8 protein-coding genes are annotated in these 12,533 nt (G+C 56.0%); 7 read left to right on the top strand and 1 reads right to left on the bottom strand.

Annotated elements, in window-relative coordinates; translation table 11 throughout:
• The first annotated feature begins 210 nt into the window (after positions 1-210).
• The 7 genes from ACN28R_RS14775 (at position 211) to ACN28R_RS14805 (ending at position 10,887) form a co-directional block, all read left to right on the top strand.
• On the top strand, positions 211-1,755 hold the full coding sequence (locus ACN28R_RS14775; RefSeq protein WP_095834801.1) for an FAD-dependent oxidoreductase: 1,545 nt from the start codon (positions 211-213) through the stop codon (positions 1,753-1,755).
• 63 nt (positions 1,756-1,818) lie between these two features.
• Positions 1,819-2,784, top strand: a complete 966-nt coding sequence (locus tag ACN28R_RS14780) for a SphA family protein (RefSeq protein WP_183096823.1) — start codon at positions 1,819-1,821, stop codon at positions 2,782-2,784.
• A 192-nt stretch (positions 2,785-2,976) separates the two neighbouring features.
• Complete coding sequence (locus ACN28R_RS14785; RefSeq protein WP_095834803.1) at positions 2,977-3,930, top strand: LysR family transcriptional regulator; 954 nt, start codon at positions 2,977-2,979, stop codon at positions 3,928-3,930.
• A 190-nt stretch (positions 3,931-4,120) separates the two neighbouring features.
• Positions 4,121-7,654 (top strand): pyruvate:ferredoxin (flavodoxin) oxidoreductase, encoded by a 3,534-nt coding sequence (nifJ, locus tag ACN28R_RS14790; protein WP_095834804.1) that lies wholly within the window; start codon positions 4,121-4,123, stop codon positions 7,652-7,654.
• Between the two features lie 331 nt (positions 7,655-7,985).
• Positions 7,986-8,171: a hypothetical protein gene (locus ACN28R_RS14795; protein ID WP_095834805.1), complete on the top strand. Its 186-nt coding sequence runs from the start codon at positions 7,986-7,988 to the stop codon at positions 8,169-8,171.
• Complete coding sequence (locus ACN28R_RS14800) at positions 8,171-9,781, top strand: esterase/lipase family protein (RefSeq protein ID WP_095834806.1); 1,611 nt, start codon at positions 8,171-8,173, stop codon at positions 9,779-9,781. The genes ACN28R_RS14795 and ACN28R_RS14800 overlap by 1 nt, the downstream gene beginning before the upstream one ends.
• Positions 9,778-10,887 carry a T6SS immunity protein Tli4 family protein gene (locus tag ACN28R_RS14805; RefSeq protein ID WP_095834807.1) on the top strand — a complete coding sequence of 370 codons (1,110 nt, stop codon included), beginning with the start codon at positions 9,778-9,780 and terminating at the stop codon, positions 10,885-10,887. The genes ACN28R_RS14800 and ACN28R_RS14805 overlap by 4 nt, the downstream gene beginning before the upstream one ends.
• Positions 10,888-11,156: 269 nt before the next feature.
• Here the strand turns inward: ACN28R_RS14805 and ACN28R_RS14810 are convergent, their stop codons facing one another.
• Complete coding sequence (locus ACN28R_RS14810; protein ID WP_095834808.1) at positions 11,157-12,488, bottom strand: aminotransferase class I/II-fold pyridoxal phosphate-dependent enzyme; 1,332 nt, start codon at positions 12,486-12,488, stop codon at positions 11,157-11,159.
• Positions 12,489-12,533 lie beyond the last annotated feature (45 nt).

The following is a 12,533-nucleotide window of genomic DNA, read 5'->3' on the forward strand; positions in this document are numbered from 1 at the left end:
AATATATCTCAGATGCTTATAGTAAAACCAACCGTTGTTGCCACCCGACGGCCGTACCGATGCAAGAGGACGGTATAACAGCCTGAAAACCTCCAGGCTATTTATCAGACCGCGTCAGGATTCATTCTGATCATACAACAGGCAGACGATATAACCAGGAAACAGCACGGGGATTAAGTATCCACCCTACAATAACAGGAAGACAACACCATGAGCAGATTAAGAAAAAATAGCGCTATCGGTTGCTTTCTTTTCATCTTTAGCCTCTCCCTTAGCTACGCACAAAACGCTGCCGCGCAAGAGCGCAAAATAGAAACCGACGTCGTTGTCGTCGGATTCGGCGGCGCGGGCGTATCCGCCGCGGTGTCGGCGGCGGAATCCGGATTGAAAGTCATTGCGCTGGAAAAACAGGCGTTCGCCGGCGGCAGTTCCAACTTTGCCGAAGGGCTGTTCGGCGTCCAGACCGATCAAACCCGTAAAAACTCAATAACCATGACCCCGGAAGAGGCTTACCGGACCTCCATGGAGTTTAATCAGTCTTACCGGGTTAATCCCGCGCTGGTGAGGCTGTATCTGAAGGAATCCAACGCCACGATCCGCTGGCTGGAAAAGCACGGGGTCAGTTTCTACGTGACCCAGATATCCCCGCATGAACCGCGGGTGTGGCATATCGTGGAAGATTACGGCAACGCCCATCATGGCGCGGCGCTCATCAAACGTATGGTGGAGCGGGCCAACGAGCTGGGCGTGACGGTTATGTATAAAACACCAGGGAAAAAACTGATCTATCAGGATGGCGCCATCAAGGGCGTGGAAGCGCAAGATGCCGATGGCAACAAAATCACCATCACGGCGAAAGCGGTCATTCTGGCGACGGGGGGATTCCAGGACAGCAAAGAAAAAGTCAAAGCCTGGACTCCCTTCGATCCGGAAAAAGTCCAACCCTTCGCCTTCCTGAACAAAACCGGCGACGGTATTGATATGGCGATGAGCGTCGGCGCGGATACCACCGACTTCGGGCTGATGATGCACCCCGCGCTGACGGATAAAGGCATTCCGCTGGTGGGCGATCTGCAAGGGATGGCCTGGGAACCCAATCTGTGGGTCAACAAATATGGCGATCGCTTTATTGATGAAACGGTCGTGCAAAGTTTTGTTATTGCCGGTAATGCGATTGAAGCGCAGCGTGACAGCTTCGTCTGGTCCATTTTTGACGACAATACGGTGAAATATGTCGAAGAACAGGGAGCCAGAACCGGAATGGGGGTCATTATTCCGGTCATGAAGAAACTCACCAACGTAAAAAAAGAGATCAACGATGCCATCAGCGCAGGCAGCGACAAAGTGGTCATGGCCGGCTCGCTGAATGAACTGGCTAAAAAGATCGCCGTCGATCCCAAACGGCTGGCAGCCTCCGTCACCCGCTATAACCAGATCAAAGAAAAGAATGTGGATGAGAATTTTGTCAGAGATCCGGCCACCATCATACCGGTTACCGGCCCGACCTATTACGCCCTGAAAGTCCAACCTCACTATTTTGCCACTATCGGCGGGGTTCGCATCACGCCGGCGATGGAGGTAACGGATAAGCAGGATAACGTTATCAAAGGACTCTACGCCACCGGTCTTGATGCGGGCGGGCTCTATGGCAGAACCTACACGCTGTGGGCGTCGGGATCCGCTTACTCTTTCTCGGTCACCTCAGGCCGGTTGTCCGGCGCCAACGCCGCCGCCTATATCCGCGCGCTGAAATAACTCCCGCACGCTGTGATGGGGAGTCAGGGCTCCCCATCGTGCATCACATGCACTGGGGGAATAATGAATAATATCAATCAATGGATTAGCGTCACGCTGCTGACGGCAGCCGTAATGGCGGCGCCCGCGGTTTATGGCGTGGAAAACGTCACGCCGTTGCAACCGGGCGCCACCACCGGAAACGCGGCCGGTATGCTGCCGCCGGACGGGCTCTATTTTTCGTTTGCCAGCTCTTATGAAACCGGCTACCTGCGGGATGAAAACGGCGATAAGGCCCAAACGCCCGGCGGCAGCGTCAAGCTCAAGGTTAACAGCTCTGCGGCCTCGCTGCTGTGGGTGCCGGGTTGGGAAGTGATGGGCGCCCGTTACGGGCTCAGCATCACCCAGCCATATCGCTCGATTCGCGTCAAAACCGATAACGGTATGTCGACAAGCACGGATAACTATGATGGGTTACTCAACACCACGCTCACGCCGCTGATGTTGTCGTGGGATCTGGGCGGCGGCCTGTTCATGGGGTTTGGCGCGGGGATCAGCCTGAAAAACGGCAAGTTTGAATATCAATACAGCGAAACCGCCGACAGGAACGTCATGCTGGGCAACTCCACCGCCAATAATTTTTATATTTTTCAGCCCAATCTCGCCTTCACCTACCTGCGGGATGACTGGGCGTTCACGCTGAATAACATCTTCAATATTAATACCCGCAACAAAACCACCGAGTATCAAACCGGACACCTCTATTATCTGGATGCGACCGTCGCCAAAACGATGGATAACTGGACGCTGGGCGTGATTGGCAACTATACCCGGCAAATCAGCAATGATCAGATAAAAGGACAGAAAGTCGCCGGTATTCCGGGGCTCCACACCCAGGGGAAACGTACCGAATATGCCGCGCTCGGCCCGCTGGTCGGCTACAACTTCGGCTCGTTTTCCGTTTCCGGCCGCCTGCAAGTCTCGCTGTTCGCCAAAAATGATGTGGATATGTCGATATTGCAGTTGGGCGTCACCATCCCGCTGCAATAACGTCAGGCCGCCGTCGTCATAACCTGGCGATCCTCGTTGTCGTCCCCTTGCGCACAGCAAAACTGTGCGCAATATCCCTTTTATCAATACGTGTTTTTTATTCCTATGATAGCTGTCATGTTCTGGCGTAAAAGGGCTGGTTACACTGTGCGCCAATCCTTGTACGATCTTTGATGATGGAAGCGACGGCGCATGGATATCGGCACACTGAAATATTTTGTTCAGGTGTATGAGGATCGTTGCCTGACCCGTTCCGCACAAAAATTATTTATTACCCAGCAGGCGCTGAGCAGGCAAATCCTCAATCTGGAAACCGAACTGGGCGTCACCTTGTTTCGGCGTAATTCCCGTGGCATGTCTCCGACAGCGATGGGCGATGTTCTCTATGCCAAAGCCCTGGCCGCCATCAACAGTATCGCCGAACTGGAAAATGATATGCGCGCCAGACAACAACGCGAGCATCCGCGCTACCGTCTGGGCTATTCTCCCGGCACGTTACAGAGTCTGGGGGTGCAACGGGTGATGGAGTTTCTGGCTTCCTATGAAGATGCGGACTGTGAATTGTCCGAACACGCCGATATCGAGTGCGAAGCGCGCGTGGATAACGGCACGCTGGATATGGCGATCACCGTCAGGCCGCCCGGCAATAACCCGCGCCTGCGCTACACCAGTATCAAGCAAGAGCGGCTGGTGCTGGTCAGCAATGAGGAACACCATCTGGCGCGACAGGCCAAAACGCGCCCCATCCGCCTGACCGACATGGTCGACGTCTCCCTGATTATGTTGGATGAGACCTTCCGGCTACAGGAGACGTTCATGCAGCACCTGCACCGGGCCGGCATCTCCCCAAACATTCATGCCCGCATTAGCCACGATCTGCACGTCGCCTATGATTTGGTGACGTTGAACAAAGGCGTGTTTGTCTTCGTCGAGGGGCTGGCCCGCCCGCTGCTGCGTGACGGCATGATATGCATTCCCTTGTCGGGTACCGGTATGAGATGGGATATCGGGTTGATCATCGGCCATGAATCCGCGGCGCATTCACCGGTACTGCGCAATTTTGTTAACAACTTTCGCCATGAGATGCGTCAGAACCCGCAAGCCGCACGCCAGATAATCGACAGCGGATGTCCGTCGTTTAGCTGAAACCGCTCCCTGCCATCAATGAAAATCTCAGGTAGCGGCATTTATGCCATAGAAGGAGTATAATAAATGGGATTATTAAAAATAGTTTGAAACAACTCCGCATAAATAGAGCCATCGTCTTCAATCTTCGAAATGCGATAATCCCCCCGGATAACATCGAGTTTCATTCAGTGAGCAAAAAGGCTAAGTCATGATCACCACCGACGCTAACAACGCAGTCGCCTCTGTCGCCTGGCGGACCAATGAGGTCATCGCCATTTATCCTATAACGCCAAGTTCGACCATGGCGGAGCAGGCCGCGGCCTGGTCGAGCGACGGCGACAAAAATATTTGGGGCGATACGCCGCGCGTGGTTGAAATGCAGTCTGAAGGCGGCGCGATAGCCACCGTTCATGGCGCGCTGCAAACCGGCTCTCTGGCGACGAGCTTTACCTCGTCGCAGGGGCTGCTGTTGATGATCCCCACCTTGTATAAACTGGCCGGCGAGCTGACGCCTTTCGTCCTGCACGTGGCGGCGCGTACCGTGGCGACGCATTCGTTGTCCATTTTCTGCGATCACTCCGACGTTATGGCCGTGCGTCAGACCGGCTGCGCCATGCTGTGCGCCAGCAACGTCCAGGAAGCGCAGGATTTCGCGCTGATCGCGCAGATAGCCAGCCTGAACAGCCGGCTGCCGTTTATCCATTTCTTCGACGGCTTTCGCACCTCGCATGAAATCAACAAGATTGAACCGCTGAGCGACGATACCCTGCGTCAGCTGCTGCCTCAACAGGCCATTGACGCTCACCGTGAGCGAGCGCTTACCCCCGAACGTCCGGTGATCCGCGGCACCGCCTCTAACCCGGATACCTTCTTCCAGGCGCGGGAAGCGACCAACCCCTGGTATAACGCCGCCTGTCAGCATGTTGAACAGGCGATGGATAAGTTTGCCGGCGTCACTGGCCGTCAGTACCGTCCGTTTGAGTATTATGGTCATCCCGAAGCCACCCGCGTTATCGTCCTGATGGGTTCCGGCGTCGGCACCTGTGAAGAAGTGATCGACACCCTGCTGACGCGCGGTGAAAAAGTCGGCGTGGTTAAAGTGCGCCTGTATCGCCCGTTCTCCGCCAAACATCTGCTGTCGGCGGTGCCGCAAACGGCGAAAAGCATCGCCGTGCTGGATCGCACCAAAGAGCCGGGCGCGGTTGCCGAGCCGCTGTGTCTGGATGTGATGACCTCGCTGGCCGAGGCGTTCTCCGCGGGGGAACGTGCGTCCATGCCGCGGATTATCGGCGGACGTTACGGCCTGTCATCCAAAGAATTCACGCCGCAGTGCGTGCAGGCCATCTTTAATGAGTTAGCGCTTGCCAACCCGCGCCCGCGCTTTACGGTCGGCATCTATGATGACGTAACCAATCTATCGCTGCCGCTGCCCGCCGAACATCTGCCGACCGGCGCGTCTCTGCAAGCCCTGTTCTATGGACTGGGCAGCGACGGCACGGTCTCGGCCGCCAAAAACTCGATTAAAATCGTCGGTAATACCACCCCGATGTTTGTGCAGGGTTATTTCGTCTACGACTCTAAAAAGGCCGGCAGCCTGACCGTCTCCCATATGCGCGTCGGCCCTCACCCCATCCACTCGGCTTATCTGATCGATCAGGCGGATTTTGTCGCCTGTCACCAGTGGCAGTTTATCGATAAGTACAGCATGGTGGAGCGCCTGAAACCCGGCGGCGTATTTCTGATTAACTCGCCTTATGCCAGCGACGATTTATGGCATCGGCTGCCGCAGGAAGTTCAGGCCGGCCTGAACCAGCGTCAGGCCAAGGTGTACTGCATTAACGCCGCGAAAATCGCCCGCGAATGTCAGTTGGGCGCGCGCATCAATACCGTGATGCAGATGGCGTTTTTCCATCTGTCGCAGATCCTGCCGGGCGATGTCGCGGTGGAAAAACTGCGTTCGGCGATCGCCACCAGCTACGGCAGTAAAGGCCAGGAGCTGGTTGAACGCAACTGGCGCGCCTTGAGCGCCACGCTGGAAGCCCTGGAAGCCGTACCGCTGGAAGCGGTCAATCCAGACAGCCCGCTGCGTCCGCCGGTGGTTTCCGACGCCGCGCCCGACTTCGTCAAAACCGTTACCGCCGCCATGCTGGCCGGGTTGGGCGATACGCTGCCGGTTTCGGCGCTGCCGCCCGACGGCACCTGGCCGACCGGCACCACCAAGTGGGAAAAACGCAATATCGCCGAGGCGATCCCGCTGTGGCAGCCGCAACTGTGCACCCAGTGCAACCACTGCGTCGCCGCCTGTCCGCACTCGGCTATCCGCGCTAAAGTGGTACCGGCCGAGTCAATGGAAAGCGCGCCGTCATCGTTGCAATCGCTGGACGTAAAAGCCCGCGATATGCGCGGCCAGAAGTATGTCTTGCAGGTGGCGCCGGAAGACTGCACCGGCTGTAACCTGTGCGTGGAAGTCTGCCCGGCGAAAGATCGCCAGAATCCGCAAATCAAAGCCATCAATATGGAATCCCGGCTGGATAATCTGGAAGTTGAAAAAGAGAACTTCGACTTCTTTATGGCGCTGCCGGAAATGGATCGCGCCAAGCTGGAACGCATCGATATCCGCACCTCGCAGCTAATTACCCCGCTGTTCGAATACTCCGGCGCCTGCTCCGGCTGCGGCGAAACCCCGTACATCAAACTGCTGACGCAGCTGTACGGCGATCGGCTGCTGGTCGCCAACGCCACCGGTTGTTCGTCCATTTACGGCGGCAACCTGCCCACCACGCCGTGGACCACCGATGCCAACGGCCGCGGACCGGCCTGGGCGAACTCCCTGTTCGAAGATAACGCCGAGTTCGGTCTGGGCTTCCGCCTGAGCGTCGACCAGCACCGCCAGCGCGCCGTGCGTTTGCTGCATGAGCTTGCGCCGCAGCTGCCGGATGATTTAGTCGCGGCGTTGCAGGAAGAGTCAATCGCTCCGGAACTGCGCCGTCAACAGATTGAGCAACTGCGGATGATCCTGGCCGACCTCAACAACGAGCAGGCCAAAGCCTTATCCGCCGAAGCCGATCATCTGGTGGATAAATCCATCTGGCTGATTGGCGGCGACGGCTGGGCTTACGATATCGGCTACGGCGGCCTGGATCATGTCATGAGCCTGAGTGAAAACGTCAACGTGCTGGTATTGGATACCCAGTGTTATTCCAACACCGGCGGCCAACAATCCAAAGCGACGCCGCTGGGCGCCGTGACCAAGTTTGGCGAAAAGGGCAAGCGTAAAGCGCGTAAGGATCTCGGCATTAACGTCATGATGTACGGCCACGTTTATGTGGCGCAGATATCGCTGGGCGCGCAGTTGAACCAAACGGTGAAGGCCATTCAGGAAGCGGAAGCCTGGCCGGGCCCGTCGCTGATCATCGCCTATAGCCCGTGTGAAGAGCACGGCTACGATCTGGCCTTCAGCCACGATCAGATGCGTCAGCTGACCGCCACCGGTTTCTGGCCGCTCTATCGTTTCGATCCGCGTCGTACCGAGGAAGGCAAACCGGCGCTGATGACGGATTCCCGTCCGCCGTCAAGCAGCCTGAGCGAAACCCTGCTGCACGAGCAGCGTTTCCGCCGCCTGAACAGTCAGATGCCGGAAGAGACCGCGCTGCTCTACGAAGAGGCCGAAATCGATCTGCGCCGCCGTTATGATTTCCTGACCATGTTGGCGGGCAAAGCAGAGAAGACCCCGCAGGAGTAATGCGCGGGAAAGGCTAGTCAGGTCTACGTCATTCCCGCGCAGGCGGGAAAGGCTAGTTAGATCTACGTCATTCCCGCGCAGGCGGGAATCAGCCGATGACTGCGCACGGTTTCAGTGGGAGATTCCCGCCTACTTCCGCGGGAATGACAGGAATGATTCCATCAAAATCCTCATCCGATCATAATAATGATGATCATCGTTTTATTTTATAATCGTTTGATTTTAAATTTATATTTTTTGATTCTCTGCCAAAAAATCCTTGCCGATATGTCGTTTTTTTCGGCATAATCCGCCCCGGAAGTTTCTCAATGGATATGAAATAGGAAACCGCATGGAAAGCATGACTTCTACACGCCCGTATATTACTGCCTCCGATCTCTTCCGCTATCCGTTGTTAACCGTAACCGCCAATACCGCGCCGCTGTCGGCGCCGCACTTCAGCGCCGTCGAGGGGCTGAGGCCGACCCGCACGGCGCACCAGGCGGTGAAAGCCATATTGAAAAGGGATTTGCAATAATGTCAGACCCGACAAAAATCATAAAAATTTATCCGACGTTTGATAAAAGCGGCAACGCCATTTATGAGCTGTACAGCTATCCGAAGGGAAGCAATATCGAGCTGCAATGCCAGGTTTATCCGACGCGGGTAATCCCGGTGTTCTTTATTCCCGGCGTGATGGGCAGCAATTTAAAGGCGAAGGAGAAAATGGGAGATCGCGTATGGCGATTGGATAGCTTGGGAGGGATCGCGCTAACGTGGTTTGGCGCCAGCGCGGAAGAACGAAAAAGGCTGTTAAATCCCACGGAAACAGAAGTGGATGATGGCGGGAAGGTCGATGAATCCGATAATGAGGCGCCCTTGTTGCAAACCCGGCGTCAGCGCGGCTGGGGCAGCGTGGCCTATACCAGCTATGCGCCGTTTCTGGCCTGGCTGCAGGAGGCGCTGAATGATTTTTCCGCCTATGGCCGGGGTGAACGCCATAAGCTGGTAGGCCAGGATCTGGCGGCGGAAATCGGGGAGTTGGCGCTGCAAGAAGAGGAAGTGAAGCTGAGCTACAACTATCTGTTTCCCGTTTTTGCCGTCGGCTACAACTGGCTGGAATCCAATGCCGAGTCGGCCAGGCATATCGGTGAAAAAATCACCGAAACCATCAATTTTTATAAGCGCAAAGGTCGGCAGTGCGAAAAAGCGATCCTGGTCACTCACTCAATGGGCGGGCTGGTGGCGCGCCACTATAGCGAATGCCTGGGCGGCAGAGACAATGTGCTGGGGGTGGTACATGGGGTGATGCCCGCCACTGGCGCGGCGGCCACCTACCGGCGGATGAAAACGGGCACGGAATATCCGGAGGGAGACTATGTGTCATGGATAGCGGCGCAGGTGTTGGGCGGCGATGGGGGAAAAATGACGGCGGTGCTGTCGCAGGCGCCGGGGCCGATGCAATTGCTCCCCGGACGGGACTACGGCACGCGCTGGCTGAAAATTTTGGACGGTGAAAATGTCAATTTTTACCCGAAAGAAGATCCCTACGCTGAAATTTATCTGGTGAGAGATAAATGGTGGGGGTTATGCGATGAGCGGCTGATTAGCCCGGGGAGTCGCCGTACTCAGTGGGAATTAAATAACGATTGGTTAACGTATACAAAAATGCTGAATAACAAGGTGAAAGCCTTCATCGAGAACCTGTCAGGTAAATATCACCCCAATACCCATGTGTTTTACAGCGCCGCCAGTGCGCATCCGGCATATGGCGACGTATGCTGGTGCGCGGAAACACCGGCGATAGAAGGCAGGATGAACCAGGGCCGGGTGCGTCACGCGGCCGATGCACAAGTTGTATGGGAGGGCCAAACAGGCGTGACTCGCAAGGTCGCCACCCCGCTGGGCGGAGAAGGCTGGGCCAGCGGCATTCGGCAAACTTATCGGCTGCTGCCGCCCACCGAGGCCGGCGACGGTACGGTGCCGTTGCGTTCGGGGCGGATACCGTCCGGCTATTTGCGTTCACGCTTTCAGGTGGCGGTCGAGCATGAGCCCGCCTATCAGGACGCGAAAGCGCGGCTCTTTACGCTGCGGGCGATCGTCAAGATCGCTCAGGCAGTCAAACACACGACACAGGGTGACGGATGAAACGCACAACGGTTGTTGGGGCGCTGCTGGCGCTGGCGGCGGGCTATGGGATTTATCAATGGATAACGCCCTATCCGCCAAAACAGGATTTAACGCAACAGGAGGAAACGGTGGTGGAGACATTTTTAACGGCGATGCAAACGCGCTGCGTGGGGCGTTATCTGATTGATATCCCAGCGGTGTTTGCGGTGGAAAGCAGCCATCGAGCGAAAGACGACAATATGACCGCATTTATCAACGACCACCCGATAAGAACTCAACACATATATCACCCGGCGTTTGAGCAAAAAATCCGCCGCCGTGAAGCGCAGCTAAACGGCGAAAAAACCGTCGACCCGCTGGATATGCCGTTTTTAAAACGGACGCTCCCGCTGCCTGCGGGCATGGACGGGGTGATTTTTGAACGCAATGAAGATAATTCGGTGCCGGATGCCGCGCGAATACTGGAAGCGCATCTATATACCAACGGGGTGGCGGTTGAAGTGGAGGTGGAGGCCGAAAATGGTACCGCATCCCGTTACGATAAAGACCGGCAGCAACTTCCCGAGGTTTATCGAAATTCGGTTCCTCAGAAAATGGCCGAGCTGGTGGAATTACTAAAACGGGTTAAAGGGCGTAATGAAACGGATATCCCCGACCGGCCGGGTTTTTGTCTGCGCGATGCGTTTATTGCCGATGGGGATTATTACCAGCAAGAAAAGGTAAGGTTACATTATACCGCGCCGGAGTATCCCAACATCGTTCTCAGTTTTGCTACCGATAATTTTATTCGGGAAAAAGATTCTCTGCTGGAGCGCGGTGCGGAAATAAATCTGCAAATCGCGGCGTCGGAAGGAAACACGCTGCAAAAAGGCGCACGCCATATCAACGGACTGTATGGCGAGGAGTGGCTGGTGGAAGGCAACGGAGTTAATTACCCGATACAGCGCGTTCATCGTTTTGTATTAAACGTCAATGAAAAAAACGGCGGCGAAAAGACGCCAAAACTGAGTATTTTATTCAGACAGGAGCCCCTGTCGGATGAGCAATTGCCGCCTAAAGAGGCTATCGCGGCGTGGGAGCGAATAACCTCGACGCTACGGCTGCGGCCGGGTGCGTTTAAGTAAGCGGCCGGTATGCACAACAGGGAAGGGGAAACGCAAAATAGCCGTTTGGCTGTTGCTGCTGGCGAGCAAAGCGGAGAAAACCCCGCAGGAGTAATGCGCGGGAAAGGCTAGTCAGGTCTACGTCATTCCCGCGCAGGCGGGAATCAGCCGATGACTGCGCACGGTTTCAGTGGGAGATTCCCGCCTACTTCCGCGGGAATGACGGGAATGTCATGCGGGGAATGGCTGGAGTTGTTGGCGGGGATCTGGGGGCCGGCGCGAGCCCCCCATTAGCGATAGATATGACTTATCGCCTCCGCTATCGTCTCGATCAATGATTCCTGCAACTGGGAAGTACTGATGCGCACATAATGTCCGTTTTTCATGCCGAAACGTTCTCCCGGCTGCACGGCGACGCCATGGGCGGCCAGCGTGATCAACGCATAGCGCTCCGACGGCACCGGCAGCCAAATGCACAGACTGTCATTTTCCGGCACGTAGATCCCTCGCCTCGCCAGCGCGTCCGCCAGCCATTGACGCCGCTGATGATAAGCCTGGCGGGCATGTTCAATCCCCTGCTGCGTTTTCCTATCGGCCAGCAAAAAGCTCAGCGCGCCTTGCAATATCCGGCTGCTCCACCCGGCGCCGAAATTACGAAAGGACTGGATCTTGCCGATAACGTCCGCCGAACCGGATAGCACGGCCATGCGTAAATCGGGGCCGTAGGCTTTGGAATAGGAACGGACATAAATGGTCTGCGCCGGGTAATACGCCCCCATGCTCAACGCGGGATAGGAAGAGATCTCGCCGACGCCGTCATCTTCGATAATTATCGTCATCGGGTTATCCGCCAGCAGCTCGGCCATCGCCGTCATACGCGACGGGCTGACCGAATGACCGGTGATCGAATGGGTTCTGGGCTGATAGATAAACGCGGCGGGTTTATGCTGCAACGCCTGTTTCAGCGCATCGACGACCGGGCCGTATTCATCACATTCGACCTGAATGAGGTTGATGCCGATATGGTCCAGCAAATCCAGCAGCCGCGCGGCCGTCGGTCTTTCAATCACCACCGTGGAGCCGGGCAAAATCAACGTTTGCAAGGCAAGATTAACACCGTCAAAACCGCCGTCAGACGTCATAAACGCCTGCGCCGCATAAGGCCAGTTTTTATGCAGTTGCTCTTCAAGTTCAGGAATGATCGATGTGCGCTGATAGCTATTTAAATTTTTAACCCGGGCGCCATATAAAAGCGCCTCATCGAGATCCGGCAACAGATCGGAATCGGGGGCCGATAAGGTAAGATCGGCGACGATCGCCGCGCCAAAGTTGCCGATCTTCTCGAAACGCTCCGGGCGCGGGGAAACCTGCTGACCGGATACCCACATGCCCGTTCTGCCGCGCCCCGCAATCACTTTCTGCCGCCGCAGTTGAGACCAGGCCGCCGAAATCGTCGCCGGACTCACGCCCAAGGCCTCGGCCAACTCTCTCACTGGCGGCAGTTGCCTGCCGATTTCAATTGTCCCTGCCCGGATCAGCGCCGACATGTCCATCGCGATGCCGCGGATACTGTGATTATGCAGCTGTTCCGCCAGCCAGTTGGTATCGATCGATTTGGTCATAAAATTATATTTTGTACAATAACAAAAATATTATTGTACACATAT

It is taken from the genome of Brenneria goodwinii (assembly GCF_002291445.1).
In the GTDB taxonomy this organism is placed as follows: domain Bacteria; phylum Pseudomonadota; class Gammaproteobacteria; order Enterobacterales; family Enterobacteriaceae; genus Brenneria; species Brenneria goodwinii.

What these genes read in the sequence shown, in the direction of transcription:
- ACN28R_RS14780 (WP_183096823.1), top strand. Translation starts at nt 1,819, where the DNA reads ATGAATAATATCAATCAATGGATTAGCGTCACGCTGCTGACGGCAGCC.
- ACN28R_RS14775 (WP_095834801.1), top strand. Translation starts at nt 211, where the DNA reads ATGAGCAGATTAAGAAAAAATAGCGCTATCGGTTGCTTTCTTTTCATC.
- nifJ (WP_095834804.1), top strand. Translation starts at nt 4,121, where the DNA reads ATGATCACCACCGACGCTAACAACGCAGTCGCCTCTGTCGCCTGGCGG.
- ACN28R_RS14795 (WP_095834805.1), top strand. Translation starts at nt 7,986, where the DNA reads ATGGAAAGCATGACTTCTACACGCCCGTATATTACTGCCTCCGATCTC.
- ACN28R_RS14800 (WP_095834806.1), top strand. Translation starts at nt 8,171, where the DNA reads ATGTCAGACCCGACAAAAATCATAAAAATTTATCCGACGTTTGATAAA.
- ACN28R_RS14810 (WP_095834808.1), bottom strand. Translation starts at nt 12,488, where the DNA reads ATGACCAAATCGATCGATACCAACTGGCTGGCGGAACAGCTGCATAAT.
- ACN28R_RS14785 (WP_095834803.1), top strand. Translation starts at nt 2,977, where the DNA reads ATGGATATCGGCACACTGAAATATTTTGTTCAGGTGTATGAGGATCGT.
- ACN28R_RS14805 (WP_095834807.1), top strand. Translation starts at nt 9,778, where the DNA reads ATGAAACGCACAACGGTTGTTGGGGCGCTGCTGGCGCTGGCGGCGGGC.